The following is a 24,741-nucleotide window of genomic DNA, read 5'->3' as shown; positions in this document are numbered from 1 at the left end:
AAGGAATCTTCATGCCCGCTTCTCTCATCGTGCTGGCGCTGAGCGCTTTCGCCATCGGCACCACCGAATTCGTCATCATGGGGCTCCTGCCCAACGTCGCCGCCGACCTGGGCGTGTCCATTCCCAGCGCCGGCTGGCTGGTCACCGGCTATGCCCTGGGCGTGGCCGTCGGCGCACCCTTCATGGCGCTGGCCACCGCCCACTGGCCGCGCAAGCGTGCCCTGCTCGCCCTGATGGGCATCTTCATCGTCGGCAACCTGCTCTGCGCGGTGGCCAGCGGCTACAACATGCTGATGCTGGCCCGGGTGGTCACCGCCCTCTGCCACGGCGCCTTCTTTGGTATCGGCGCAGTCGTGGCGGCGAGCCTGGTTCCCGAGAATCGCCGCGCTTCGGCGGTGGCCCTGATGTTCACTGGCCTGACCCTGGCCAATGTGCTGGGCGTGCCCCTGGGCACCGCCCTGGGTCAGGCCGCTGGCTGGCGCTCGACCTTCTGGGCGGTGGTAGCCATCGGCGTGGTCGCGCTGATCGGCCTCTGGCGGGTCCTGCCAGCCGATCGCAACCAGCCACGCGCCGATTTGCGTCGGGAGTTGCTCGCCCTGCGCGGCCTGGGCTTCTGGTTGGCGCTGTCGATGACGGTGTTCTTCGCCGCCTCCATGTTCGCCCTCTTCACCTATGTGGCGCCCCTGCTGCAGGAAGTCACCGGCGTCTCGCCCCGCGGCGTGACCGGTACCCTGCTGCTGATCGGCCTGGGCCTCACCCTGGGCAACTTCATCGGGGGCCGGCTGGCCGACTGGCGCCTGGCTACCAGCCTGGTGGGCATCTTCATCGCCCTGGCGCTGACCTCCGCCGCCCTGCGCTGGACCGGCCACGCCTTCCTGCCGGCCGAAATCACCCTCTTCCTCTGGGCCGCCGCCGCCTTCGCCGCGGTCCCCGCCCTGCAGATCAACGTGGTCACCTTCGGCAAGGACGCACCAAACCTGGTCTCGACCCTCAACATCGGCGCCTTCAACGTGGGCAATGCCCTCGGTGCCTGGGTCGGTGGCCTGGTGATCGATCACGGCCTGGGTCTTACCGCGGTACCCCTCGCCGCCAGCGGGCTCGCCCTGCTGGCCCTAATCGCCACCCTGCTGACCGCCAGCCAGGCCCGCAAGAGCGGCCTGGCGACCGCCAGCTAATCAAGAGAGCTAGCCATGACTCAGCTGTTCGAGCCGATCAAGATCGGCGCCCTGGAACTGCCCAACCGCGTCATCATGGCGCCCCTCACCCGCTGCCGTGCCGAGCCAGGCCGGGTCCCGGGCGACCTGATGGTCGAATACTATGTGCAACGCGCCTCGGCGGGCCTGATCATCACCGAAGCCACCTCGGTGGATCCCATGGGCGTGGGCTATCCCGACACCCCCGGCATCTGGTCCGATGCACAGGTGGCCGGCTGGCAACGCATAACCACCGCCGTGCACAAGGCCGGCGGCCGTATCGTCCTGCAACTCTGGCATGTTGGCCGTATCTCCGATCCCCGCTACCTCGATGGCGAACTCCCGGTGGCACCGAGCGCCATCGCCGCCCAGGGCCACGTCAGCCTGCTGCGTCCCAAGCGTGACTACGTCACCCCACGGGCGCTGGAAACCGAGGAAATCCCGGGTATCGTCGCCGCCTACCGCCGTGGCGCCGAAAACGCCAAGCGCGCCGGCTTCGATGGCGTCGAGGTTCATGGTGCCAATGGCTACCTGCTCGACCAGTTCCTGCAGAGCGACACCAACCAGCGCACCGATGCCTACGGCGGCTCCATCGAGAATCGTGCCCGGCTGCTGCTGGAGGTGACCGATGCCTGCATCGACGTCTGGGGCGCCGATCGCGTCGGCATGCACCTGTCCACCCGCGGCGACATGCACACCATGGGTGACAGCGACCCCGCCGCCACCTTCGGCTACGTGGCCCGCGAACTGGGCAAGCGCCAGGTGGCCTTCATCTGCATCCGCGAAGCGGCGGGCAGCGACAGCCTCGGCCCGGAGCTCAAGGCAGCCTTCGGCGGCGTCTATATCGCCAACGAGAAGTTCGACAAGGACAAGGCCAACGCCTGGCTGGACGAGGGCAAGGCCGATGCCGTGGCTTTCGGCGTGCCCTTCATCGCCAACCCGGACCTGCCGCAACGCCTGGAGCAGGATGCCTCGCTCAATGAGCCGCACCCGGATACCTTCTACAGCAAGGGCCCGGTAGGCTACATCGACTATCCACGGCTGTAATTTTTCCCGCCGACAAGAAAAGCCCGCCGATCGGCGGGCTTTTTCATGGGGATTCAGGTTTATCGCGGCCATGGGCCGCTCCTACAGTGATGTCTGAACCTGTAGGGGCGGCCGCATCGGCGGACCGTCATGGCCGCGATGCCCCTGACGTCCAGGCATCAACCGTAGGTTGGGCTGAGACGGTTCTATCATCGAAGCCCAACAGTCATGGGCACGGCCTACCCGTGTTGGGCTTCGCTGCGCTCAACCCAACCTACGTCAAGAACCGTAGGTTGGGTTGAGACGGCTCCATCGTCGAAGCCCAACAGTCACGTGCACGGCCTACCCGTGTTGGGCTTCGCTGCGCTCAGCGCCAACCTACGGCTCAACCTGGGCCGGGGTGGGCCAGAACGCCCGGATAGCCGCCACGCCCTGGGCGCCGGCCTGCCAGGCACCAGTGAGGTCATCCTCGCCGAGACCACCCAACAGATAGGCTGGCAGATTGCAGTCGGCCAGCAGTTGCTGGGCCTTGACCCAGCCCAGGGTCGGAGCGCCGGGATGGCTGGTGGTAGGCATCACCGGCGACAGGGTGACGAAATCCACGCCCATCTGCTGGGCCAGGGCCAGCTCTTCGGCGTCGTGGCAGGAAGCTGCCAGCAGGCGCTGTTCCGGAAAGGGTCGGCCATTGGGCGCATAGCGACGCAACTGTTCGGCGGTCAGGTGCCAGCCGGCGGCGGGGAAATCCCCCAGCCATTCCAGCGGGCCCTTGAGCATCAGCTGGGCGCGACCGGTGCAGAGCCCCTGGACGTCGCCAGCCAGGTCGCGGTACTGGGGATCGAAGTTGTCCGGCGTACGCAGCTGGACCAGGCGGATGCCATTGTCCAGCGCCCGGTGCAGGCCATTGAGCAATTCCGCCGTGGTCAACTCGCCGGGGGTGATGAGGTAGCGCTCCGGTAGGCGCGCGGCCTGGACGATGGGCCGGTTGGCCGCGGGAAATTCATAGTCGAGCAGCGCGCGCGGGGCGACCCAGGCCAGCGGCTGGCCCTCGGCGCCATGGGCCTCGCCGGTGAAGGCGTCCACCTGCCAGACGTCCAGCAGCACCGCCTGGTCGGGATAGTCGTGGCGGACCTGCAACAGCGGGCGGGCCGCTGTCACCCTGATGCCCAGCTCCTCGGCCAGCTCGCGCTCGAGCGCCACGGCCGGGGCTTCACCAGCCTCGACCTTGCCTCCCGGAAACTCCCAGAGTCCACCCTGGTGCTTGTGCGCCGGGCGCTGGGCGATAAGGATCTGCCCCTGGGGATCGCGGATCACCGCCGCGACGACGTGCAGACGAGTCATGCGCTCTGCTCCTCCGTTTCTGCCTCCGCCAGCCAGCGCTGAAAGGCCGGCCAGGCGTAGATGGTTTCGACATAGGCGGCCGCTTCGGCGGACAGCTCCACCCCGTAGCTATGGAAGCGACTCGCCACCGGCGCATAGAAGGCATCGGCGATGGTCGGCGTACCAAACAGATAGGGGCCCTGCTGGCCATAGCGCTCGCGGCATTCGCGCCACAGGCGCTGGATGCGCTGGATGTCGTCCACCGCCTCGGCCGTGGTGGACTTCAGCCGCTGCCGACGACGCAGGTCCATGGGCAGCTCGCGGCGCAGGGCGAGGAAGCCACTGTGCATCTCGGCGCACAGGGCTCGGGCATGGGCGCGCGCCAGGGTATCCACGGGCCATAGCCCGGCGTCGGGATAGGCCTCGGCGAGATACTCGACGATGGCCAGGGAATCCCAGATGGTGCCCTCTTCCAGCTTGAGCACCGGCACCTTGCCGGTCGGCGACTGGGCCTTGAGCAAGGCGCGGCTGTTGGGCGCATAGAGCGGAACCGGCACCTCTTCATAGGCAGCGCCACTGAGCTCCATGGCCAGCCAGGCCCGTAGCGACCAGGAGGAGAAATTCTTGTTGCCGATCACGAGTTGCAGCTGGGACATGCGGGAATTCCTCGGAACGATGCGGCCCCGGCGGACCGCGCGCAGGCGCCCGCCAGACGGCGGACGCCGAAGCGTCGGGCAGCCGTCAGGTACGGTACTCGGCGTTGATCTTCACATAGTCGTGGGACAGGTCGGTGGTCCAGATGGTCTCGGCATGGCTGCCACGGCCCAACTCGATACGGATCTCGATCTCCGCCTGGCCCATGACCCGCGCGCCCTGCGCTTCGGTGTAGGTGGCCGCACGACCGCCCTGCTGGCAGATCTGGACATTCCCGAGGAAGACGTCGATCAGGCTGACGTCGAGGCTCGGCACTCCAGCCCGGCCAACGGCGGCCAGGATGCGGCCCCAATTGGGATCGGAGGCGAACAGCGCGGTCTTGATCAGCGGCGAATGGGCGACGGCATAGCCGACGTCCAGGCATTCCTGGGCGTTGGCACCGCCATTGACCTGTACGGTGACGAACTTGGTGGCACCCTCGCCATCGCGCACGATGGCCTGGGCCAGTTCGGCGAACACCGAGAAGACCGCGTCGCGCAGCTGCTCGAAGGCTTCACCGCTGGGCTGGGCGATTTCCGCCATGGCCGCGCAACCGGTAGCCACCAGCATGCAGCAGTCGTTGGTGGAGGTGTCGCCGTCGATGGTAATGCGGTTGAAGGAGCGGTTGGCGGCATCGGCCAGCAGGTCCTGCAACAGGCCCCGCGCGACCTTGGCGTCGGTAGCCACGTAGCCGAGCATGGTGGCCATGTTCGGCCTGATCATGCCGGCGCCCTTGCTGATGCCGGTCACGGTGACGGTGGTGCCGTCCACCTGGAACTGGCGACTGGCGCCCTTGGGCAGGGTATCGGTGGTCATGATGCCGCTGGCGGCGGCGGCCCAGTTGTCCTCGGCCAGATCGGCCAGGGCGGCCGGCAGCGCGGCTTCGATCTTCTCCACGGGCAGCGGCTCGCCAATCACGCCGGTGGAGAACGGCAGTACCGCCTCCTCGCCCACGCTGGCCAGGGTCGCCAGGGTCTTGGTGGTGCGTTCGGCCGCTGCCAGGCCAGGCTGACCGGTACCGGCGTTGGCGTTGCCGGTGTTGGTCAGCAGATAGCGTACCGGACCGGTGAAACGCTGCCGGGCGATGATCACCGGCGCCGCGCAGAAGGCATTGAGGGTGAAGACACCGGCCACGCTGGAGCCTTCGGCGCAACGCATCACCACCACATCCTTGCGCCCGGGACGCTTGATGCCGGCGGAGGCGATACCGAGTTCGAAACCGGGAACCGGGTGCAGCGTGGAGAGCGGACCGAGACCGACAGCCATGGGAAAACTCCAGTGGAAGAAAAGGAAACGCCGCGAGCGGAAAACCGGTCGCGGCGTGGAAATCGGGATTCCAGCACCCGCTTCGCCCAGCCTGGGCAAGGGGCGCAGACAGCCTAGCGAGAGTTTACAACCTGTCGGCGGCTATGCCGACAGGTTGCCGTCGCCTCGGCCGTTTCGGCAAAACCTTAGTCGAGTTTGCCGTGGCACTGCTTGTACTTCTTGCCGGACCCACAGGGGCACGGCTCGTTGCGCCCGATCTTCTGATCGTTGCGCTGGGGCTGCAAGGGCACCACGGTGTCCTCGCCCTGCTCGTCCTCGATCACCTCGGGGTCGACCAGCGAAGGCGCCTCGGCATGCTGGAACTCCATGCGCTCGGCCAGGGCCTCGGCCTCGCGGCGCATGCGCTCCTCTTCCTCGGCCGGATCTTCGCGGCGGACCTGAACGTGGGACAGCACGCGAATGGTGTCGCGCTTGATGCTTTCCAACAGCTCCTGGAACAGGTTGAAGGACTCGCGCTTGTATTCCTGCTTGGGGTTCTTCTGGGCGTAGCCGCGCAGATGGATGCCGTGACGCAGGTGATCCATGGTGGTGAGGTGGTCCTTCCAGAGGTCGTCGACCACCCGCAGCAGCATCTGCTTCTCGAAGTTGCGCAGGGCCTCGCGACCGGCCATGTCTTCCTTTTCCAGGTAGGCGGCTTCGAGCTGATCGAGGATCTTCACCCGCAGGGTGTCCTCGTACAGCTTGTCATCCTCGTCCAGCCACTGACCGATGGGCAGTTGCAGGCCGAAGACACTGTAGATCTCGGCTTCCAGGCCGGGCACGTCCCACTGCTCGGGCAAAGACTGCGGCGGGATATGCTCGTTGATTACCTGGGTCAGGGTTTCCTCGCGGAAGCCCTTGATGGTGTCGCCGACGTCTTCGTTGGCCAGCAGGGTGTCGCGCATGTGATAGATCACCTTGCGCTGCTCGTTGGCCACGTCATCGTATTCCAGCAGCTGCTTGCGGATATCGAAGTTGCGGCCTTCGACCTTGCGCTGCGCCTTTTCGATGGCGTTGGTGACCATGCGATGCTCGATGGCCTCGCCGCCCTGCATCCCCAGGGCCTTCATGAAATTCTTCACCCGGTCGGAGGCGAAGATACGCATCAGGCTGTCTTCCAGCGACAGGTAGAAGCGGCTGGAACCCGGGTCGCCCTGGCGACCGGCACGGCCACGCAGCTGGTTGTCGATCCGGCGGGATTCGTGGCGCTCGGAGGCGATCACGTGCAGGCCGCCAGCATCGATGACCTGCTTGTGACGTGCCTGCCAGGCGGCCTTGATCGCGGCGATCTGCTCCTCGGTGGGATTCTCCAGGGCCGCGACTTCGACTTCCCAGTTGCCGCCGAGCAGGATGTCGGTACCGCGACCGGCCATGTTGGTGGCGATGGTCACGGCGCCCGGACGACCGGCCTGGGCGATGATCTCGGCTTCGCGCTCGTGGTACTTGGCGTTGAGCACCTTGTGCTCGATGCCGGCCTGGGTCAGCAGCTGGTCGACGTACTCGGAGCTCTCGATGGAGGCGGTACCCACCAGCACCGGACGGCCTTCGGCCTGGCATTGCTTCACGTCCTCGATGATCGCCTGGTACTTCTCGGCCTGGGTCAGGTAGACCAGGTCATTGAAGTCCTTACGGGCGACCTCGCGGTGGGTCGGGATCACCAGCACGTCGAGGTTGTAGATCTGGCGGAACTCGAAGGCCTCGGTATCGGCGGTGCCGGTCATGCCACCAAGCTTGTTGTAGAGGCGGAAGTAGTTCTGGAAGGTGGTCGAGGCCAGGGTCTGGCTCTCGGGCTGGATCGGCAGTCCTTCCTTGGCCTCGATGGCCTGGTGCAGGCCTTCGGAAAGACGGCGGCCCGGCATGGTACGGCCGGTGTGCTCGTCGATCAGCAGCACCTGGTCCTGCTGGACGATGTACTCGACGTTGCGATGGAACAGGGTGTGGGCACGCAGGCCAGCGAACACGTGGGTCAGAAGGCCCAGGTTGTGCGCGGAGTAGAGGCTCTCGCCTTCGGCCAGCAGACCGGTTTCGGTGAGCATTTCCTCGATGAACTGGTGACCCAGCTCGGTGATTTCCACCTGGCGGGTCTTTTCATCGATGGTGTAGTGACCGACCTGGGTCGGATTGCCTTCCTCTTCCTCGATGTGCTGTTGCAGGCGCGGAATCAGCAGGTTGATCTTCTGATAGAGCTCGGAGCTGTCTTCGGCCTGGCCGGAGATGATCAGCGGGGTCCGGGCTTCGTCGATGAGGATGGAGTCCACCTCGTCGACCACCGCGAAGTTCAGCTCGCGCTGGTACTTCTCGGCCATGCTGAAGGCCATGTTGTCGCGCAGGTAGTCGAAGCCGAACTCGTTGTTGGTGCCGTAGGTGATGTCCGAGGCGTAGGCGGCACGTTTCTCCTCCGGCGGCTGGAACGGCAGGATGATGCCCACCGACAGCCCGAGGAACTCATACAAGGGCCGCATCCAGTTGGCGTCGCGGCGGGCCAGGTAGTCGTTCACCGTGACCACATGGACGCCCTTGCCGGACAGCGCGTTGAGGTAGACCGGCAGGGTTCCCACCAGGGTCTTGCCCTCACCGGTACGCATCTCGGCAATCTTGCCTTCGTGCAGCGCGGCGCCGCCGATCAGCTGGACATCGAAGTGGCGCATTCCCATGACGCGCTTACCCGCCTCGCGGACCACGGCGAAGGCTTCGGGCATCAGCGCATCGAGGGACTCGCCCTTGGCTACGCGCTGCTTGAATTCCTCGGTCTTGGCGCGCAGTTGCTCGTCGCTCAAGGAGGCAATCTGGGATTCGAACGCATTGGTGGCCACCACGACCTTGCCTAGGCGTTTGACATCTCGTTCGTTCTTGCTTCCAAAGAATTTCTTCAACAAAGGCGCAAACATATCGACTGGAATTCTTCCGCTGGAATGAGAGGAGCGAAACGGGCGGCAAGGCCTCTACAGAGCCTGGCCAGACGCCTAGGCGCGGGGGTTGAAGCCCGCGGTGTCCCGCAATGGTAATCGGGCATTCTACTCGGAAATGCCGATGAGGAAAGAACGACGGGGCACCAGCCGCCAGGACGCCAGAGCGATCTGTTACCATCGGCGTCCTCTCTTCGCCCATCGCGAGTCCTGCGCATGGCCTTTCGCCCGCTTCCTGCCGTCGCTCCCGCTGCCCTGCTGCGCCAGGCCAAACCGCTCAAGGCGCTGTTTCGCGAGGCCGAGCGACTGGGGCGTCTGCAACAGTTGCTGGAAGAGCAGTTGCAACCGGCCGCTCGCCCCCACTGCCGGGTGGCCAGCTGGCGCGAGGGTACCCTGCTGCTGGTGGTCAACGATGCCCACTGGGCAACACGACTGCGTTATCAGCAGCGGCGCCTGCTCAGGCTATTGCAGCAGGCGCCGGAATTCGCCGGCCTCATGCGGGTGCAGTTCAAGATGCAGCCGAGCCCTGGCGTCGCCACCCGGGCCCGCCCCGTGCGGCAGGTCAGCCAGGTGGGCGCCGACAGCCTGCGCGAGGTCGCGGCCGGGATCCGTGATCCCAAGCTCAAGGCCGCCCTGGAGCGGCTGGCCAGTCGTACCGGCCAGCCTGCGGAATAGGCCTTACCCCTTGGCCACCGCCCGGTCGAAGGCCGCGCGGATGCGGTCTTCCGGCAGATCCATGCCGATCAGCACGACGCGACTCTCGCGCTCCTCGTCCGCCAGCCAGTCACGCTCCCAGTCGGCGGCATAGATCTGCTGTACGCCCTGGAACAGCAGGCGGCGATCCTCGCCGGCGATGTTCAGCAGCCCCTTGTAGCGCAGCAGGTCGCAGCCGAGGGTGTCGAGCAGCATCTCCATGACCTTGCCGATCTTGTCCTGGTCGTAGGGGCGCGCCTCACGGATGGCAATGGACTGGATGCGCTCGGTGAGACTGACGGCTTCCGACACCGGTCGCAGCGGCCGGAACAGCGTGGGCGGCGCCAGGTCTTCGTCGTGCAGGTTGAAGCCGCGGATATCCAGCAGCTCGGCCAACTCGATCCGTCCATGGTCGACATGGCGGATCGGAGCGCGGCGGTTGATGCGCTGCAGGCGGTTCTCCAGCGCCTCGACGGCCGCCGGTTCGGCCAGGTCGAGCTTGGTCAGCAGCAGGCGATCGGCGAACCCGATCTGCGCCTGCAACAGCGGATCGCTCAGTTGCTCGCTGGCATGGACGGCGTCCACCAGGGTGAGTACCCCGTCGAGCAGATAGCGTTCGCGCAAGAGGTCGTCGGTAAAGAAGGTCTGGGCCACCGGACCGGGATCGGCGAGGCCCGTGCACTCCACCACCAGACGCTCGAAATCCAGCTCTCCGCTGTCCAGCCGCTCCAATAGCACGGTCAGGGCATAGGCCAGATCCTTGCTGCCGGTGCAACAGACACAGCCGTTGGCCACCTTCATCAGTTGTACCGCGCCGGCGTCTTCGAGCAGTTCGCCATCGACGTCCAGGGCACTGAATTCGTTTTCGATCACCGCGATCTTCAGACCGTGCTCGGCCTGCAGGATGTGCTTGAGCAGGGTGGTCTTGCCGGCGCCGAGAAAGCCGGTCAGGACGGTGACGGGAATAGGTTCACGCATGGAAAACTCCAGACAGAAAGAGGCCGGGCATGGAGCCCGGCCTTGGGTGACCCATGGTCAGCAGCAGCGGATGGCGCCGGACTTGCCGCCACCGTAGCGCGCTTCCTGGCGTTCGCGGAAGAAGGCTTCGTAGCTCATCACCGGCTGATCAGGATGCTTGCCACGCATGTGCTCGACGTAGGTGTCGTAGTCGGGCATGCCCACCAGCATCTTGGCGGCCTGCCCGAGGTATTTGCCCATGCGACCCAGGTCATTGAACATGAGAGTGCTCCTTTAGGAACCCGCTACCGGCTGGAAGGGGGTTTCGCGATCGCTGCGCTCGGGCTTGGCCAGGGCGGCGCGACCGACCTTGATGGAAAAGAACAGAATGCTCATCACCACCACCAGGAACAGTACCGACAGGGTGGCGTTGGTGTAGGCGTTGAAGACGATGTGCTGCATCTGCTCCATGCTCTTGGCCGGGGCGATCACCTGGCCTTGGTCCATGGCGGTGCTGTACTTCTTGGCCAGGGCCAGGAAGCCGACCGCCGGATTCGAATCGAACAGCTTGATCAGGCTGGCGGTGGTGGTGCAGATCAGCAGCCAGACGGCTGGCACCAGGGTGACCCAGACATAGCGCTGGCGCTTCATCTTGATCAGGACCACGGAGCCCAGCATCAGGGCGATACCGGCGAGCATCTGGTTGGAGATACCGAACAGCGGCCAGAGGGTGTTGATGCCGCCCAGCGGATCGACCACGCCCTGGTACAGCAGCCAGCCCCAGAGGGCGACGCAACCGGCGGTACCGATGACGTTGGCAGTCCAGGAGTCGGTCCGCTTCAGGGATGGCACGAAGCTGCCCAGCAGATCCTGCAGCATGAAGCGCCCGGCACGGGTACCGGCGTCCACCGCGGTGAGGATGAACAGCGCCTCGAACAGGATCGCGAAGTGGTACCAGAAGGCCATGGTGTTCTCGCCCGGCAGCACGTTGTGCATGATCTGGGCGATGCCCACCGCCAGGGTCGGCGCACCACCGGCACGGGCCAGGATGGTGTGCTCACCGATCTCGGTGGCGGTGGCCTGCAGCATCTCAGGCGTCACCACGAAGCCCCAGGTACTGATCTTGGCGGCCACCGACACCACGTCGGCGCCGACCACGGCGGCCGGACTGTTCATGGCGAAGTAGACGCCCGGCTCGATCACCGAGGCGGCGACCATGGCCATGATGGCGACGAAGGACTCCATCAGCATGGCGCCGTAGCCGATGTAGCGGGCATGGGTTTCCTTGGCGATCAGCTTGGGCGTGGTACCCGAGCTGATCAGGGCATGGAAGCCGGACACCGCGCCGCAGGCGATGGTGATGAACAGGAAGGGGAACAGGGTGCCCTTCCAGACCGGGCCGGTACCGTCGACAAACTGGGTCAGGGCCGGCATCTTGAGCATCGGCATGGTCACCAGGATGCCAATGGCCAGGGCGATGATGGTGCCGATCTTGAGGAAGGTGGACAGGTAGTCACGCGGGGCCAGCACCAGCCAGACCGGCAACACGGCGGCGACGAAGCCGTAGCCGATCAGCATCCAGGTGATCTGTATGCCGGTGAAGGTGAAGGCCGGGCCCCAGACCGGATCGGCGGCGACCAGGCCACCGGCCCAGATGGAGGCCAGCAGCAGCACCACGCCGATCAGCGAGATCTCGCCGATGCGACCGGGGCGGATGTATCTCATGTAGACGCCCATGAACATGGCGATCGGCAGGGTGGCGATCACCGTGAACATGCCCCAGGGGCTCTCGGCCAGGGCCTTGACCACGATCAGCGCCAGCACCGCGAGGATGATGATCATGATCAGGAAGCAGCCGAACAGCGCGATGGTACCGGGGATGCGTCCCATCTCCTCGCGCACCATGTCGCCCAGGGAGCGGCCATTGCGGCGGGTGGAGAGGAACAGGACCACGAAGTCCTGCACCGCACCGGCGAAGACCACCCCGGCGATCAGCCAGAGGGTGCCGGGCAGGTAGCCCATCTGGGCGGCGAGCACCGGGCCGACCAGCGGACCGGCACCGGCGATGGCGGCGAAGTGGTGGCCGAAGAGGATGTGCTTGTTGGTGGGCACGTAGTCCAGGCCGTCGTTGTTGAGGACGGCAGGCGTGGCACGCTTGGCATCGAGCCCCATCACCTTGGTGGCGATGAACAGGCTGTAGTAACGATAGGCAACGAGGTAGATCGCCACGGCGGCGACCACGATCCAGAGGGCGTTGATCGCTTCGCCTCGACTCAGCGCCACGGTACCCAGCGCGAAGGCGCCCAGTACAGCAACGGCGAACCAGGCTAGATGGCTGGCCATTCGGGTCATGCTTGTTCTCCTGCCGCGCGCCAGTGGCCGCGACGATACTTGTTATTGTGAGAGCCCACAGCGGAGCCATATTACTATCGGCGGCGCGACGCGACAGCGAAATTCGCAGAACTACCCAAGGCCCGCTACGTAGTTCTACGTAGACACCCGCCCCAGACAGGTCCCGATGCAGCTCAAATACAAGATGGTCGCCCTCGGTCTCCTGCCCCTGCTGCTGGCAGTGGCAGCGGTCTGCCTGGTGGTGCTGGAACAGAGTCAGCGCCTGGGCGAGCAGCAGGCACATCTGCTCGAACACAGCATCCTTAACAGCAAGAAGACCGAGCTGCGCAACTATGTGGAGATGGGTGTCAGCGCCATCCAGCCGTTGTACGGCAGCGGCCGTGACGACGAGGAAACCAAGGCCAAGGTACTGGCGCTGCTGGCCAGCTTGAATTTCGGCAGCGACGGCTACTTCTTCGTCTACGACCAGCACGGACGCAATCTCATGCATCCGCGCCAGCCCGAGTTGGTCGGTCAGGACCTCTGGCAGCTCACCGATGGCAACGGTCTGCTGGTGATCCAGGCGCTGTTCAAAAGCGCCCGCACGGGTGATGGCTTCCAGCGGTACGGCTGGCAGAAGCCCTCCACCGGCCAGATGGCGGCGAAACTCGCCTACGTGACTCAGCTGCAGCGCTGGGGCTGGGTGCTGGGCACCGGCCTCTACCTGGACGACGTCGACGCGGCCCTCGCCCAGGTGCGCCACGACGTAGCCGCCGGTATCCGCACCACCCTGCTGGCCAGCGCCGCGGTGGCGCTGGTGGCGGTATTGCTGGTGTTCGCCGGCGGCCTGACGCTCAACGTCAGCGAGCACCGCCAGGCCGATCGCAAGCTCAAGCAGCTGACCCAGCGTCTCATCACCTCCCAGGAGGAAGAGCGCTCGCGGCTGTCACGCGAGCTGCACGACGGTATCAGCCAGTTGCTGGTGTCCATCAAGTTCCAGTTCGAATTGGCCAGCCGCGAACTGGACGCGAGCAAGCCCAGCGCCGGTGAGACCCTGCGTGAGGGCACCCAGCGCCTGGCCGCGGCCATCGGCGAGATCCGCCGTATCTCCCACGACCTGCATCCCTCGCTGCTGGATACCCTTGGCCTGCCGGCCGCCCTCGGCCAGTTGGTGGAGGAATTTCGCCAACGCAGCGGCCTGGCGGTGGATTACCGGCAGACCCTGGATGACAGCCCCGCCGGCGGCGACATGGACGTCGCCCTGTTTCGCATCGTCCAGGAGGCCTTGACCAATATCGAACGCCACGCCGCGGCGCGGCACGTGGTGATCGATCTGCAACGGCGCGGTCGCTGGATCTGCCTGACCGTGCACGACGACGGTCGCGGCTTCGACACCGGCCAGGTGGAACGCCTCAGCGGCGGCATCGGCCTGCGCAACATCCGCGAACGGGTGGAGCTCTTCGGCGGCCGCTGCGCCATCCAGTCCGGCCCCGGCGGCACGACCCTGGACGTGGTTCTGCTACGCTCGGACCTTGCCGCCGACGAGGAGAGCCCGACATGACGCCGATCCGTATCGTCCTGGTCGACGATCATGCCCTGGTCCGCGCCGGGGTGCGGGCGCTGCTGGGCACCATCGAGCGCTTCACCGTGGTTGGCGAAGCCGGCAGCGGCGCGGAGGCCCTCGACCTGCTGGCGCGCCTCGACCCCGACATCCTGCTGGTGGACATCGGCCTCAAGGACATCAACGGCCTGGAGCTGACCGCCCAGATCGCCGCGCGGGCGCCGCGCGCCCGGGTGCTGATCCTGAGCATGTACGACAATCGTGAATACGTCAGTACCTCGCTGCGGGTGGGCGCGGCCGGCTACGTACTCAAGGATGCCCCTTCCGAAGAGATCATCGCCGCGGTCGAGGCACTGGCGGTGGGCGGACGCTTCTACAGCAGCGCCATCGCCGCCCGCCTGGGTGAAGGCGGCGCCAGCGAAGGCGAACTCACCCCGCGCGAGCGCCAGGTGCTGCTGCTGATGGCCCAGGGGCTCAACAACAAGACCATGGCCCAGCAACTGAACCTCAGCGTGCGCACGGTGGAGACCCACCGCCTGAGCATCCGCCGCAAGCTGGACATCCAGAAGCCGGCGGATCTGGTTCGCCATGCGCGCGAGTACGGCTGGCGCCCCGAGGACGCCTCCAAAGCTTGACCAAAAGGCCGCTGCTCGCACCCAGGCGACCAATGAGCCGTCTCGTTCTGGCTCCGCCGGGCCGGGACCGCTACCCTCGCAGGAGAAGTCGATACGGGACGACGGCTGTCGTCTACAGTGATCAGGAAACCTCAGGAAGCCTTCCATGAACGACACCAACGAGCGTCGCCGCTTTACCCGCTTCACCTTCGATGCCCCCGCGCAGTTGCACCAGGGTGAGCGCCAGTGGGCAGCGCCCGTGGACGACATCTCGCTCAAGGGCGTGCTGCTGGCGCGACCCTCCGACTGGTCCGCCCAGTCGAGCGCGGACTATCAGCTGCGCGTCCTGCTCAACGACGAGACCCAGGTGAGCATGGATGTGGAGCTGGTGCGGGAAACCCCGGAACAGCTGGCCTTCGCCTGCCGGCAGATCGACCTGGATTCCATCAGCCACCTACGGCGGCTAGTGGAGCTGAACCTTGGTGACGAGACCCTGCTGGAGCGCGAGTTGGCGGCGCTGGGGGAGCGGTAGGTCAATTTGATCGCGGCCATGGGCCGCTCCTACCGGAGTAGCTGAACCTGTAGGAGCGGCCGCAGCGGCGGACCGCCATGGCCGCGATCGGTGAAGCCGGTGGAAAACGGCACAGCCTTTTTCACCAGGTTGACGGCGTTGGGCTTCGCTGCGCTCAGCGCCAACCTACGGGAAGGTTCGTCTTCTCGACCTTACTGTTAGAACTCCAGATGCAGACCCACCACCAGCCGGGCATCGTGGGTGTCTTCACCCTCTTCCCGCGCCATGGCGGCGGTGTTGCCATGGGTGGCATTCCAGGACACCCCGACATAGGGCGCCACTTCCGGCGTCACCTGGTATCTCAAGCGCAGCCCGGCCTCGCTTTCGGCGAAGCCCGCGCCCTGGCCGCGTGACTCGTCGTTGCGGCCATAGAAGTTGAGTTCGGTGTGAGGCTGCAGGATGAGCCGCTGGGTCAGCGCCCAGTCGTATTCGGCTTCCAGGCGCAACGCCGTCTGGTTGTTCTCGCCGATGAAGGCGGTGATCTCGACGTCGAGATCCTCGGGATCGTGCTCCTGGATACCCAGGGCAGCCCAGGTCTGTGGCGAACCCGGTTTGAAATCCTGGCGGATACCGGCGACGGTGCCCCAGCCCTGGGTCAGGACATGGCCCCAGAGCGCCTGCACCTCGGCCTGCTCGGTATGGCCATTGGTACGCTCGCCCTGGCTGCGGAAATCCAGGCGATTGGCGCCGCCGCCAAAGGCCCAGCCCTCCAGGTCCCAGTTGAAGACGCTGCCTTCATCGGCGTGCTGCCATTCGAGCTGATCCACTTCCAGACTGGCCGGGGCGGTGCCATTGGGATCGGAAGCCTGGGCCAGGGCACTGGAGACAAGGCCGGCGATGAGTACGGACAAGGGGAGCAGACGAGGCATGGCGGGTATCCAGGGTCATGGAAGCGCCTGATAGACCACCCTCGCCCGCCCAGAGTTTTAAAAAATATTACAAAAGCCGCTCCAGGCTATTCGAACAGCGCATCCAGTGCCTGCTCCAGCCGGGTCACCGCCACCACCTGCAGACCGGGCGGCGGATCCTTGGGCGCATTGCCCTTGGGCACGATGGCGCGCTTGAAACCGTGCTTGGCAGCCTCCTTGAGGCGCTCCTGGCCACTGGGCACCGGCCGGATCTCGCCGGACAGGCCGATCTCGCCGAACACCAGCAGATCATGCGGCAGGGCGCGGTCCCTCAGACTGGAGATCACCGCCGACATCAGCGCCAGGTCCACCGCCGTCTCCAGTACCTTGACCCCGCCGACCACGTTGATGAAGACGTCCTGGTCGTAGGTAGGAATGCTGCCATGACGGTGCAGCACGGCCAGCAGCATGGCCAGGCGATTCTGGTCCAGGCCCACGGTGACCCGCCGCGGATTGGCCAGGTGACTGGTGTCCACCAGCGCCTGCACCTCCACCAGCATGGGCCGCGAACCCTCCCACGTCGCCATGACCACGCTGCCGGCCACGGCCTCCTGAGCGCGATTGAGAAAGATCGCCGAGGGGTTGGAAACCTCCTTGAGACCCTTGTCGGTCATGCCGAACACGCCCAGCTCATTGACTGCGCCAAAGCGATTCTTGACCGCCCGCAGCATGCGCAGGCGCCCGTCGGACTCACCCTCGAAATAGAGCACGGTGTCGACCATGTGCTCCAGCACCCGGGGGCCAGCCAGGGCGCCTTCCTTGGTGACGTGGCCGACCAGGAAGATGGCGGTACCGGTCTGCTTGGCGAAGCGCACCAGCAGCGCCGCGCTCTCGCGCACCTGGGCCACCCCGCCGGGTGCGGACTGCAGCTGCTCGGTGAAGATGGTCTGGATGGAGTCGATCACCATGACCCGCGGCTTTTCCTGGCGCGCGGTGGCGACGATAGTCTCGATGCAGGTCTCGGTCATGACCTTGAGCTTGTCTTCCGGCAGGCCCAGCCGCCGGGCGCGCATCGCCACCTGCTGCTGGGACTCCTCACCGGTGACATAGAGCGCCGGCATGCGCGCGGCCAGGTGGCAGAGGGTCTGCAGCAGGATGGTGGATTTGCCAATGCCCGGATCGCCGCCGATCAGCACCACGGAGCCATCCACCAGACCGCCACCCAGTACGCGGTCGAGTTCGGTGGAGTCGGTGGTGAAGCGCGGGGTTTCCTCGACGCTGACCTCAGCCAGGGTCTTGATGGTCGCCTGGGCTCCAGCCCAGCCGGCGCGACCGGAGGGCACGGCGGAGGTCTCGACGACGGTTTCCACCAGGGTATTCCAGGCACCGCACTCGCCGCACTGGCCCGCCCACTTGGGAAAGGTGGCGCCACACTCGGTGCAGCCGTAGAGACGCTTGGCCTTGGCCATGGCGGGTTCTCCAGTCGAGAAGGAAAGAGTTTCCCAGCATACCACGACTGGATGCATAGACAGTAAAAAGGCGCGCTTCTCGCGAAGCGCGCCTCCGGGATTTACGGCCTCGAGGACTAGTTGCCCTCGCCACCTGGCTGACGCAGCATGGTCAGGGCCTGGTTGGCCTGAGCGATGCAGGTCTTCTCGTCGCCGGCCTTTTGAGCGGCCATGGCGTTCTTGCGGAATTCGGCGATCTGTTTGGCCTGGGAACTGCCCGGCCCGATCATATTGGTCTTCATTTTGCTGGCATCGTCCAACTTCTGCAGCTGAACCGTACAGAGATCCTGGGCGAACACAGGTGCGGTGGCGAACATCATCAGGGCGATCAGGGCGGTACGCTTCATGGGGATATCCTCGTTGAGAGGGCCAGGTAGGCCGGATTAACCTCGCTCACCCCGCGAAATTCCTTTGGGGTATCCCATTGACCGCCAGGCGCCGCTCGTCGTTCAGCAAAATGTCATCCAGCTCTCCGACAAAGGGCTCTGACACTAGTGTTTGAGCGTCGAGATCAGGCCCGAATCACCCCGGAGCCAGACCGGCAACGCCTGCTGCCAGCGCTCCTGTTCGAGATGCTGCAGACAGGCGAGCAGCCGGCTGTATTCAGCGAATTCCCGTTGCACCCGGCGGCGTTGGTCTTCCACGGCCGCTTCGGTGATCCACAGGTGCCATTGTTGGTACATCGCCACTTCGTCTGTCATCGGCCCTCTCCTGAGGGAGGCCATGATGGCAACGTCGACAGCCCTTGCCAATCGCGCCGAGCGCGGCTCGACGCGGCAGGCAGAGCCCGGGCCGGCTAGGACGGGTATTTCAGCTGCTGGGCAATTTTGTCCTTGAGCAGGACACGTTCCCGACGCAGGCGACCTAGATCTTCATCGCCGCTGGATTCCTCCACCTCTTCCAGAGCGAGGATCTGCTGATCGAGCTTCTGGTAGTCCTCCAGCAGCTTGGCGAAATCCGGATCGGACTGCGGACGACTGTCCAGCTGTTCGGCGTACTCGGGAAAGTCTTTGTGCAGGTCGTGTTTGGCAACCATCAGAGGCTCCTTGGGCGCAGTGGGTTTGAAGCGCGAAGGCCGTAGCCATCGTCTTACAGGGTGGACCCGAGGCCTTCGACAAAGTGCGACAGCCACGACCAGTTGCCTCTTTCCGGGCGATTTGCCGCGCCTGGGGAACCTGAAGACCGTCCCTGAGGTTCCAAACCCGAGCGAAGCGATCACAATCGGCTATCGTCTCTTCGAAACCATCCAAAGGAGTACAGCATGAGTATCATCGCCGAGTTCAAGAAGTTCGCCATGCGAGGCAATGTGGTCGACCTGGCGGTCGGCATCATCCTGGGCGCTGCCTTCGGCAAGATCGTGTCGTCCTTCGTGGCCGATATCATCACGCCGCCGCTGGGCCTGCTGCTGGGAGGCGTGGACTTCTCGCAGTTGGCGATCACGCTGAGAGCGGCCATAGGCGACCAGCCGGCGGTGGTGATCGCCTATGGCAAGTTCCTGCAGACCATCTTCGACTTCGTGATCATCGCCTTCGCCATCTTCATGGCGATCAAGGTGCTCAATCGCCTGCGCCTGCATCAGGACGCCGCCCCCTCGGGTCCTACCAAGGACCAGGTGCTGCTGACCGAGATCCGTGATCTGCTGAAAGCGCAGAACAGCCAGGCGCCCGCGGCTCCCGTCGTCAAGCAGGAACCGCCGATCACCCCGCAGTAGAACCTTGCCAGATCCCGCCTCGCTAGGAGGCGGGTCGCTCCAGGCGGATCCAGCCGATCCGCCGATCCTTGACCGATTCCACCGTCAACTGCCAGCCCTGGTACTCCAGACGGTCACCTGCCATCGGCAAGCGCCCCAATAGGTCCACCACCAATCCCCCCAGGGTCTGGTAGTCCTCGTTTTCCGGGATCTGGAAACCGGTGCGCTGAGCCAGGGGATGCAGATTCAGGCCGCCGCTGGCGCGATAGCCGTTCTCCACCTTCTCTAGCTCCGGCAGGCTGTCCTCGCTGGCGTCCGGCAATTCGCCGGCGATGGCCTCGAGGATGTCGGTCAGGGTCAGCAGACCTTCGAAGCCACCGAACTCGTTGACCACGAAGGCCACGTGGGTGGATGCCGCGCGTAGCTGTTCCAGGGCGCCCAGCACCGTGGCCTGGGCCGGCAGATGGATAGGCATCCGCACCCGGGCGCGCAGGTCAGGCGACTGGCCCTGGAGGATGTCGGCGAACAGCTCCTTCTTGTGCACGTAGCCCAGGGGTTCATCGATGTTGCCGTTGACCACCAGCGGCAGGCGCGAGTGGGCCGAGGCCAGCAGTTGCTCGTGCAGCCGTTCCGGCGGGGCGTCGGCATCGAGGATGTCGACGTCGGCACGGGCGGTCATCACCGCACGCACCGGACGCTCGCCCAGTTGCAGCACGCCGCTGATCATCAGGCGCTCGCGCCGATCGAAGACCGGACTCTCCCCCTTCTCGCCATCCAGCAGTTCGGCGATGTCTTCATCCACCTCGTCTTCGCGCAGGCGACCACCCAGGAGGCGCAGTACGGCCTGGGAGGTGCGCGCCCGCATGCCGAGACGCTCGTGCATCTGCCGCTTGCGCTTCCAGCGCACCACCTGGTTGGCTATCTCGATGAGGATCGAGAAGCCGATGGCGGCGTAGAGATAGCCCTTGGGAATGTGGAAGCCCAGGCCCTCGGCGGTCAGGCTCAGGCCGATCATCATCAAAAAGCCCAGGCACAACATGATCACCGTGGGGTGGGCGTTGACGAAGGCGGTCAGCGGCTTGCTCGCCACCAGCATCAGGCCGATGGAGATGATCACGGCGATCATCATCACGCTCAGGTGCTCGACCATGCCCACGGCGGTGATGACGGCGTCCAGCGAGAACACGGCATCGAGCACCACGATCTGCGCCACGACCGGCCAGAAGGCGGCATAGGCGCGATTGCCGCCGGTCTTGTGGGTGTGGCCCTCGATGCGTTCGTGCAGCTCGGTGGTGGCCTTGAACAACAGGAAGATACCGCCGAACAGCATGATGAGGTCGCGGCCGGAGAAGGCCTTGCCGAACACCTCGAACAGCGGTTCGGTGAGGGTCACCATCCAGGAGATGCTGGCCAGCAGGCCCAGGCGCATGATCAGCGCCAGTGACAGGCCGATGACACGCGCCTTGTCACGCTGCGCGGGCGGCAGCTTGTCGGCGAGGATGGCGATGAAGACCAGGTTGTCGATGCCCAGGACGATTTCCAGGACGATCAGGGTGAGCAGGCCCAACCAGGCGGTGGGATCGGCGATCCATTCCATCAGCAGCGGACCTCCGTCTGAGCGGGCCGAACGGCCACGGAGGAAAGAAAGCGGGAGGGGGTGTCAGCCGCACCCGGCCAGGGGGCCGGGGGCGGCTCGGATCTGTCACTGCTCATCGGAACTCGAAAGGTAGCCTTGGAATTTCCGATCCTAGAGCAAGGCGGGCCCAAAGCTAAAGGCCCAACCTTTTCCAATTGTGAAGAAAACGTAAAGACGCCCCTGTAGCCCCACAATTACCAGTAGTTTTCCACGGCCACCTGACCGGGCCGGCGGCTCAGGGCCAGCTGCAGATCACGGGTCTTGAGCAGCTGGCGGGTGTCATCGACCATCTCCGGATTGCCGCAGATGAGGATCCGCGAGTGCTCGGGCGACAGCGTGACGCCGGCGGCGCGCTCCAGCTCGCCGTTCTCGATCAGGGTGGTGATGCGGCCACGCAGCGCACCCGGATGGTCTTCGCGGGTCACCACGGGCACATAGACCAGGCGGTCGGTAAGGCCTTCGAGGTGTTCCACCTGGCCGTAGCCGTTGATGACGTCCTGGTAGGCCAGGTCGCGGGCCTCGCGCACGCTGTAGACCAGCACGATGCGCTCGAAGCGCTCCCAGGTATCGGGCTCCTGCAGCATCGACAGGAAGGGCGCGAGACCGGTACCGGTGGCCAGCAGCCAGAGATCGCGCCCGCCGCCGAAGCGCTCCAGGGTGAGATAGCCATAGGGCTGCTTTTCCACCAGCAGCTCGTCGCCCTCGCGCAGGCGGCTCAGCTCGCTGGTGAAGGCGCCGCCAGGCACTACGATGGAAAAGAATTCGAGGAATTCATCATGAGGTGCCGAGACCATGGAGTAGGCGCGCCAGACGATGTCGCCATCGGCCTTGCGCACGCCCAGCCGGGCGAACTGGCCGGCGCGAAAGCGATAGCGCGAGTCACGCGTGGTCCTCAGGCTGAAGAGGTTGTCGCTCCAGGGCCAGACGGCGGTGATCGTCTCGCGGGTGAACTTGTCTTCGGTGGCGGTCATACTGGCCTCTTTTTCCCGATTGCTTAGAGCCTGTTTACGATCTCGCGAGCTAGCGCCAAACAAGGCCTAGGCGGCCCCGCGAAAATGGCTGAGGAAGCGGACCGGTCTCGTGCTCGCGTTTACGAGTGGTAAATGAGCATTCCGACCGGGCTGGCGACCCAGGCCATTTTCAACGCCGTTTGGCCGACGCGCAGCAGATCGTAAAAAGGATCTTTGCGCCATTGTCCCGCACTGGGCCGCCGATAAACACCGACAGAAACCATGCCTTCTCTCGTCTCGCCCTTCGCCACCCTCGAACTCGACCGTCAGCCACCGCGCCGTGACGATCCCCTGCAGGCCTTCGACGCCGCCGACGAGTACCTCCTGCAGCAGGTCGCCGAGCACGGCCTGGACCCCGCCGCCCGGGTGCTGGTGCTCAACGACGGCTTCGGCGCCCTGGCCGCCAGCCTCGCCGCCCATGCCCGGGTCACCTCCAGTGGCGATTCGCACCTGGCGGCCCTGGCGCTGGCGGCGAATCTGGCGCGCAACGGCATCGCCGCCGATGCCGTGACCTTCGTTCCGGCCAGTGAGGCGACCAGCGGTCCCTTCGACCTGGTGCTGGTGCGGGTGCCCAAGACCCTGGCGTTGCTGGAGGAACAACTGATCCGCCTGCACGGCCAGCTGGCGCCCGGTGCGCGGGTGATCGCCGCTGGCATGCTCAAGCACCTGCCCCGCGCCGCCGGCGACCTGCTGGAGCGGCATATCGGCCCGGTGCAGGCTTCGCTGGCGGTGAAGAAAGCCCGACTGCTATTTGCCACGCCCGAGGCGCGGCCGGCGGTGGCCTCGCCCTATCCCAGTCGCTATCGGCTGGACGCACCACCGCTGACCCTGGTCAACCATGCCAATGTCTTCTGCCGCGAAGGCCTGGACATCGGCACCCGCGCCTTCCTGCCGCACCTGCCCCAGGGCCTGGGCCAGGCCCGGGTGGCCGATCTGGGCTGCGGCAACGGCGTGCTGGCCCTGGCCTGTGCCCTGGCCAATCCCGAGGCGCGGTTCACCCTGGTGGACGAGTCCTACATGGCGGTGCAGTCGGCACGGGAGAACTGGACGGCGGCCTTCCCCGAGCGGCCAGCCGCCATCCTCGCCGCCGATGGGCTGGCCGAACAGCCAGCGCGCTCGCTGGACCTGATCCTGTGCAATCCGCCCTTCCACCAGCAGCAGGTGGTGGGCGACTTCCTTGCCTGGCGCATGTTCCAGCAGGCACGGGCGGCGCTGAGCGAGCAGGGCGAACTCTGGCTGGTGGGCAATCGCCACCTGGGTTACCACGTCAAGCTCAAGCGACTGTTCAAGCGCGTCGAACAGATCGCGGCCACGCCGAAATTCGTGGTGCTGAGGGCGGTCCAACCTCTCTGACATCCACCCAGGAGCGAGAGCTGCCCGCGTGCCTTCCCTGCCCCTCGATCTTCACTACGTCGCCCTGGTCCTCGAACTGATCGGCATCAGCGCGGCGGTGCATGCCATCGTCACGGTGCGCACTGCCCAGGGCGCCATGGCCTGGGCCATGGCACTGGTGTTCATGCCCTTCCTCAGCCTGATTCCCTACCTGGTGTTTGGCCGGCGACGCTTCGACAGCTATGTGAAGGCGCGGCGCCAGGCCGACGAGGAGATGGCGCGCCAGGCCGCCGAACTGGACTGGCGGCCCTGGATCGCCGAAGCCATGGCCGCCCAGCAGTGCAGTGCGGCCAATCGCAAGCTCCGGGCCATGACCGCCCTCACCGGCACCCCCTGCGTGGCCAACAATCAGGTGCGGCTGCTGATCAACGGTGAGGAAACCTTCGCCGCCATCCTCGGTGCCATCCGCGGCGCGCAGAAGGTGGTGCTGGTGCAGTTCTTCATCATCCACGACGACGCCCTCGGCCTGGCCTTGCAGAACACCCTGCTCGACCGTGCCCGCGCCGGGGTCAAGGTCTATCTGCTCTACGATGCCATCGGCAGCCATGCCTTGCCGCGGAGCTACGTGGAAACGCTGCGCGAAGCCGGTTGCGAGGTAAAGGGCTTCAGCAACCGCCGCGGACTGATCAACCGATTCCAGGTCAACTTCCGCAACCACCGCAAGATCGTGGTGGTGGATGGCGAGGTGGGCTTCACCGGCGGCCTCAATGTCGGCGACGAATACATGGGGCTCAAGCCACCCCTGGCGCCCTGGCGCGACACCCACCTGGAGCTGCGTGGCCCCGCCCTGGCCACCCTGCAGGAGACCTTCGCCCAGGACTGGTACTGGGTGACCCGCCGATTGCCCACCCTGCTGCTGCCGGAACGCTACGAAGAAGGCGGGGTGCTGTGCCAGGTGGTGCCCAGCGGGCCGGCGGATGACCAGGAGACCTGCTCACTGTTCTTCGTCGAGGCCATCCATTCGGCGCGTCATCGCATCTGGATCACCACCCCCTACTTCATCCCCGACGAAGCCGTGTCGGCGGCCCTGCGCCTGGCCGCCCTGCGCGGAGTGGACGTGCGCATCCTGCTGCCCTCGCGGCCGGATCACAAGGTGGTCTATGCCGCCTCCTACCTCTATGCCTTCGAGGCGGTGCATGCGGGAGTGCGGGTGTTTCGCTACGGCCCTGGCTTCCTGCACCAGAAGGTGGTGCTGATCGACGAGGACGTCGCCGCGGTGGGTAGCGCGAACCTGGACAATCGGTCCTTCCGCCTCAACTTCGAGGTCATGGTGATGGTGATGGACGTCCCCTTCGCCTGGGAGGTGCGCAAGATGCTGGAGCACGACTTCAGCCGCTCCCGCGAACTCACGCCCGAGGACAACGTGGCCCTGCGCCGCTGGCGGCGGGTAGCCATGCGGGTAGCGCGGGTGTTCTCGCCGGTGCTGTAGACCCCGGAACCCGCTCTGGGACGGCCCGGTCCGATGCCCCATGGCGCCACGCCCGGAGCGC

The 24,741-nt window shown here is 65.6% G+C and carries 23 protein-coding genes; 9 read left to right on the top strand and 14 right to left on the bottom strand.

Translation table 11 applies throughout. From position 1 onward, the window contains the following. Positions 1 to 11 precede the first annotated feature (11 nt). On the top strand, positions 12 to 1,175 hold the full coding sequence (locus tag APT59_RS03785; RefSeq protein ID WP_059313623.1) for an MFS transporter: 1,164 nt from the start codon (positions 12 to 14) through the stop codon (positions 1,173 to 1,175). A gap of 15 nt (positions 1,176 to 1,190) precedes the next feature. Further along, positions 1,191 to 2,240, top strand: coding sequence for an alkene reductase (locus tag APT59_RS03780; protein ID WP_059313622.1), 1,050 nt, complete (start codon positions 1,191 to 1,193; stop codon positions 2,238 to 2,240). 357 nt (positions 2,241 to 2,597) lie between these two features. On the opposite strand, the gene APT59_RS03775 is transcribed toward APT59_RS03780, so the two are convergent. From APT59_RS03775 to secA, 4 genes are all read right to left on the bottom strand, one after another. Continuing rightward, positions 2,598 to 3,557, bottom strand: coding sequence for a Nudix family hydrolase (locus APT59_RS03775; RefSeq protein ID WP_059313621.1), 960 nt, complete (start codon positions 3,555 to 3,557; stop codon positions 2,598 to 2,600). Beyond that, a complete protein-coding gene (locus tag APT59_RS03770; RefSeq protein ID WP_059313620.1) occupies positions 3,554 to 4,192 on the bottom strand; it encodes a glutathione S-transferase family protein in 639 nt (212 codons plus the stop codon). The genes APT59_RS03775 and APT59_RS03770 overlap by 4 nt, the downstream gene beginning before the upstream one ends. Positions 4,193 to 4,277: 85 nt before the next feature. Beyond that, positions 4,278 to 5,495 (bottom strand): bifunctional glutamate N-acetyltransferase/amino-acid acetyltransferase ArgJ, encoded by a 1,218-nt coding sequence (gene argJ, locus APT59_RS03765; protein WP_059313619.1) that lies wholly within the window; start codon positions 5,493 to 5,495, stop codon positions 4,278 to 4,280. A gap of 185 nt (positions 5,496 to 5,680) precedes the next feature. After that, complete coding sequence (gene secA, locus APT59_RS03760) at positions 5,681 to 8,422, bottom strand: preprotein translocase subunit SecA (RefSeq protein WP_059313618.1); 2,742 nt, start codon at positions 8,420 to 8,422, stop codon at positions 5,681 to 5,683. Positions 8,423 to 8,656: 234 nt separating this feature from the next. Here secA and APT59_RS03755 point away from each other — a divergent pair, with 234 nt between their 5' ends. Further along, a complete protein-coding gene (locus tag APT59_RS03755) occupies positions 8,657 to 9,115 on the top strand; it encodes a DciA family protein (RefSeq protein WP_059313617.1) in 459 nt (152 codons plus the stop codon). Between the two features lie 3 nt (positions 9,116 to 9,118). Here the strand turns inward: APT59_RS03755 and yjiA are convergent, their stop codons facing one another. Genes yjiA through APT59_RS03740 form a run of 3 tightly spaced genes read right to left on the bottom strand, consistent with a single transcriptional unit; the run spans position 9,119 to position 12,442 of the window. Further along, positions 9,119 to 10,111: a GTPase gene (gene yjiA, locus APT59_RS03750; RefSeq protein WP_059313616.1), complete on the bottom strand. Its 993-nt coding sequence runs from the start codon at positions 10,109 to 10,111 to the stop codon at positions 9,119 to 9,121. A 57-nt stretch (positions 10,112 to 10,168) separates the two neighbouring features. Next, entirely contained in the window at positions 10,169 to 10,372 is a 204-nt protein-coding gene (locus APT59_RS03745; protein WP_007162682.1) for a YbdD/YjiX family protein, read from the bottom strand. 12 nt (positions 10,373 to 10,384) lie between these two features. Beyond that, positions 10,385 to 12,442 (bottom strand): carbon starvation CstA family protein, encoded by a 2,058-nt coding sequence (locus tag APT59_RS03740; RefSeq protein ID WP_059313615.1) that lies wholly within the window; start codon positions 12,440 to 12,442, stop codon positions 10,385 to 10,387. A gap of 166 nt (positions 12,443 to 12,608) precedes the next feature. On the opposite strand from APT59_RS03740, the gene APT59_RS03735 reads away from it, so the two are divergent. The 3 genes from APT59_RS03735 (at position 12,609) to APT59_RS03725 (ending at position 15,128) form a co-directional block, all read left to right on the top strand. Continuing rightward, positions 12,609 to 13,982 carry a cache domain-containing protein gene (locus APT59_RS03735; protein WP_059313614.1) on the top strand — a complete coding sequence of 458 codons (1,374 nt, stop codon included), beginning with the start codon at positions 12,609 to 12,611 and terminating at the stop codon, positions 13,980 to 13,982. Further along, positions 13,979 to 14,617, top strand: coding sequence for a response regulator (locus APT59_RS03730; RefSeq protein ID WP_059313613.1), 639 nt, complete (start codon positions 13,979 to 13,981; stop codon positions 14,615 to 14,617). Before APT59_RS03735 ends, APT59_RS03730 begins: the two co-directional genes overlap by 4 nt. Before the next feature lie 145 nt (positions 14,618 to 14,762). After that, positions 14,763 to 15,128 (top strand): PilZ domain-containing protein, encoded by a 366-nt coding sequence (locus tag APT59_RS03725; RefSeq protein ID WP_059313612.1) that lies wholly within the window; start codon positions 14,763 to 14,765, stop codon positions 15,126 to 15,128. Between the two features lie 197 nt (positions 15,129 to 15,325). Here the strand turns inward: APT59_RS03725 and APT59_RS03720 are convergent, their stop codons facing one another. The 5 genes from APT59_RS03720 to APT59_RS03700 all read right to left on the bottom strand — a co-directional run bounded on the left by APT59_RS03720 (position 15,326) and on the right by APT59_RS03700 (position 18,559). Further along, positions 15,326 to 16,036, bottom strand: a complete 711-nt coding sequence (locus tag APT59_RS03720; RefSeq protein ID WP_059313611.1) for a copper resistance protein B — start codon at positions 16,034 to 16,036, stop codon at positions 15,326 to 15,328. An 86-nt stretch (positions 16,037 to 16,122) separates the two neighbouring features. Next, positions 16,123 to 17,484 carry a DNA repair protein RadA gene (gene radA, locus APT59_RS03715; RefSeq protein ID WP_017639095.1) on the bottom strand — a complete coding sequence of 454 codons (1,362 nt, stop codon included), beginning with the start codon at positions 17,482 to 17,484 and terminating at the stop codon, positions 16,123 to 16,125. A gap of 116 nt (positions 17,485 to 17,600) precedes the next feature. Beyond that, positions 17,601 to 17,870 (bottom strand): hypothetical protein, encoded by a 270-nt coding sequence (locus tag APT59_RS03710; protein ID WP_059313610.1) that lies wholly within the window; start codon positions 17,868 to 17,870, stop codon positions 17,601 to 17,603. A gap of 144 nt (positions 17,871 to 18,014) precedes the next feature. After that, positions 18,015 to 18,224 (bottom strand): hypothetical protein, encoded by a 210-nt coding sequence (locus tag APT59_RS03705; RefSeq protein WP_059313609.1) that lies wholly within the window; start codon positions 18,222 to 18,224, stop codon positions 18,015 to 18,017. 95 nt (positions 18,225 to 18,319) lie between these two features. Beyond that, positions 18,320 to 18,559 (bottom strand): YdcH family protein, encoded by a 240-nt coding sequence (locus tag APT59_RS03700; RefSeq protein ID WP_059313608.1) that lies wholly within the window; start codon positions 18,557 to 18,559, stop codon positions 18,320 to 18,322. Between the two features lie 225 nt (positions 18,560 to 18,784). On the opposite strand from APT59_RS03700, the gene mscL reads away from it, so the two are divergent. Further along, complete coding sequence (mscL, locus tag APT59_RS03695; RefSeq protein WP_059313607.1) at positions 18,785 to 19,234, top strand: large-conductance mechanosensitive channel protein MscL; 450 nt, start codon at positions 18,785 to 18,787, stop codon at positions 19,232 to 19,234. A gap of 22 nt (positions 19,235 to 19,256) precedes the next feature. Here mscL and APT59_RS03690 read toward each other — a convergent pair whose 3' ends face one another. After that, positions 19,257 to 20,810 (bottom strand): TerC family protein, encoded by a 1,554-nt coding sequence (locus APT59_RS03690; RefSeq protein ID WP_059313606.1) that lies wholly within the window; start codon positions 20,808 to 20,810, stop codon positions 19,257 to 19,259. A 233-nt stretch (positions 20,811 to 21,043) separates the two neighbouring features. Further along, positions 21,044 to 21,820 (bottom strand): ferredoxin--NADP reductase, encoded by a 777-nt coding sequence (locus APT59_RS03685; protein ID WP_059313605.1) that lies wholly within the window; start codon positions 21,818 to 21,820, stop codon positions 21,044 to 21,046. A gap of 261 nt (positions 21,821 to 22,081) precedes the next feature. Between APT59_RS03685 and APT59_RS03680 the strand changes: the two genes are divergently transcribed. Together APT59_RS03680 and cls are read left to right on the top strand one after the other, a co-directional pair. Then, a complete protein-coding gene (locus APT59_RS03680; RefSeq protein WP_059313604.1) occupies positions 22,082 to 23,212 on the top strand; it encodes a methyltransferase in 1,131 nt (376 codons plus the stop codon). Between the two features lie 28 nt (positions 23,213 to 23,240). Then, positions 23,241 to 24,680 carry a cardiolipin synthase gene (gene cls, locus APT59_RS03675; protein WP_059313603.1) on the top strand — a complete coding sequence of 480 codons (1,440 nt, stop codon included), beginning with the start codon at positions 23,241 to 23,243 and terminating at the stop codon, positions 24,678 to 24,680. Positions 24,681 to 24,741: the final 61 nt, after the last annotated feature.

This window comes from Pseudomonas oryzihabitans (assembly GCF_001518815.1).
In the GTDB taxonomy this organism is placed as follows: domain Bacteria; phylum Pseudomonadota; class Gammaproteobacteria; order Pseudomonadales; family Pseudomonadaceae; genus Chryseomonas; species Chryseomonas oryzihabitans_E.
The sequence above is the reverse complement of the archived record's forward strand: the minus strand, read 5'-3'. Positions and strand labels throughout refer to the sequence as shown.

Excerpts from the sequence above, each read along its gene's own strand:
- APT59_RS03730 (WP_059313613.1), top strand. The coding sequence starts at position 13,979 with ATGACGCCGATCCGTATCGTCCTGGTCGACGATCATGCCCTGGTCCGC.
- APT59_RS03700 (WP_059313608.1), bottom strand. The coding sequence starts at position 18,559 with ATGGTTGCCAAACACGACCTGCACAAAGACTTTCCCGAGTACGCCGAA.
- APT59_RS03755 (WP_059313617.1), top strand. The coding sequence starts at position 8,657 with ATGGCCTTTCGCCCGCTTCCTGCCGTCGCTCCCGCTGCCCTGCTGCGC.
- APT59_RS03745 (WP_007162682.1), bottom strand. The coding sequence starts at position 10,372 with ATGTTCAATGACCTGGGTCGCATGGGCAAATACCTCGGGCAGGCCGCC.
- APT59_RS03720 (WP_059313611.1), bottom strand. The coding sequence starts at position 16,036 with ATGCCTCGTCTGCTCCCCTTGTCCGTACTCATCGCCGGCCTTGTCTCC.
- APT59_RS03740 (WP_059313615.1), bottom strand. The coding sequence starts at position 12,442 with ATGACCCGAATGGCCAGCCATCTAGCCTGGTTCGCCGTTGCTGTACTG.
- APT59_RS03735 (WP_059313614.1), top strand. The coding sequence starts at position 12,609 with ATGCAGCTCAAATACAAGATGGTCGCCCTCGGTCTCCTGCCCCTGCTG.
- APT59_RS03785 (WP_059313623.1), top strand. The coding sequence starts at position 12 with ATGCCCGCTTCTCTCATCGTGCTGGCGCTGAGCGCTTTCGCCATCGGC.
- argJ (WP_059313619.1), bottom strand. The coding sequence starts at position 5,495 with ATGGCTGTCGGTCTCGGTCCGCTCTCCACGCTGCACCCGGTTCCCGGT.
- secA (WP_059313618.1), bottom strand. The coding sequence starts at position 8,422 with ATGTTTGCGCCTTTGTTGAAGAAATTCTTTGGAAGCAAGAACGAACGA.
- yjiA (WP_059313616.1), bottom strand. The coding sequence starts at position 10,111 with ATGCGTGAACCTATTCCCGTCACCGTCCTGACCGGCTTTCTCGGCGCC.
- APT59_RS03770 (WP_059313620.1), bottom strand. The coding sequence starts at position 4,192 with ATGTCCCAGCTGCAACTCGTGATCGGCAACAAGAATTTCTCCTCCTGG.
- APT59_RS03680 (WP_059313604.1), top strand. The coding sequence starts at position 22,082 with ATGCCTTCTCTCGTCTCGCCCTTCGCCACCCTCGAACTCGACCGTCAG.
- APT59_RS03775 (WP_059313621.1), bottom strand. The coding sequence starts at position 3,557 with ATGACTCGTCTGCACGTCGTCGCGGCGGTGATCCGCGATCCCCAGGGG.
- radA (WP_017639095.1), bottom strand. The coding sequence starts at position 17,484 with ATGGCCAAGGCCAAGCGTCTCTACGGCTGCACCGAGTGTGGCGCCACC.
- APT59_RS03690 (WP_059313606.1), bottom strand. The coding sequence starts at position 20,810 with ATGGAATGGATCGCCGATCCCACCGCCTGGTTGGGCCTGCTCACCCTG.
- APT59_RS03780 (WP_059313622.1), top strand. The coding sequence starts at position 1,191 with ATGACTCAGCTGTTCGAGCCGATCAAGATCGGCGCCCTGGAACTGCCC.
- APT59_RS03710 (WP_059313610.1), bottom strand. The coding sequence starts at position 17,870 with ATGAAGCGTACCGCCCTGATCGCCCTGATGATGTTCGCCACCGCACCT.
- mscL (WP_059313607.1), top strand. The coding sequence starts at position 18,785 with ATGAGTATCATCGCCGAGTTCAAGAAGTTCGCCATGCGAGGCAATGTG.
- APT59_RS03705 (WP_059313609.1), bottom strand. The coding sequence starts at position 18,224 with ATGACAGACGAAGTGGCGATGTACCAACAATGGCACCTGTGGATCACC.
- APT59_RS03685 (WP_059313605.1), bottom strand. The coding sequence starts at position 21,820 with ATGACCGCCACCGAAGACAAGTTCACCCGCGAGACGATCACCGCCGTC.
- APT59_RS03725 (WP_059313612.1), top strand. The coding sequence starts at position 14,763 with ATGAACGACACCAACGAGCGTCGCCGCTTTACCCGCTTCACCTTCGAT.